The 262-nt window shown below is 54.6% G+C and carries 1 protein-coding gene; it reads right to left on the reverse strand.

What is annotated here, in order from left to right:
• The coding region (locus tag SB816_RS32645; RefSeq protein WP_410548331.1) for a DUF599 family protein at positions 1 to 252 on the reverse strand (252 nt) is incomplete at its 3' end.
• Positions 253 to 262 lie beyond the last annotated feature (10 nt).

Raw genomic sequence — 262 nt, forward strand, 5'->3', positions numbered from 1 at the left:
GTCATTGAAATTCTTAGCAGCGATGATGTTCATCTTTATGACGTTTTCGGCCGCTCTCTCCGCCGCCTCGCGGTCCGAGTTAACGTCGTGGACCATGGGAATGGCGCCGAACAGGATCGTGCAATAGTTGAACAGGCGGTAGGACCAGCCGAATTTGAAGAAGGAATAACCGAAAAGGCAGGTGAGCCCGATGACCGTCAGCTCGAAGGCCGTGCGTCCGGCATAGTGTACGAAAGGCATGTCGCGAAACACCGATTCGACC

Origin of the sequence: Achromobacter sp. SIMBA_011, assembly GCF_046535435.1 — a bacterium.
Lineage (GTDB): Bacteria > Pseudomonadota > Gammaproteobacteria > Burkholderiales > Burkholderiaceae_B > Achromobacter > Achromobacter dolens.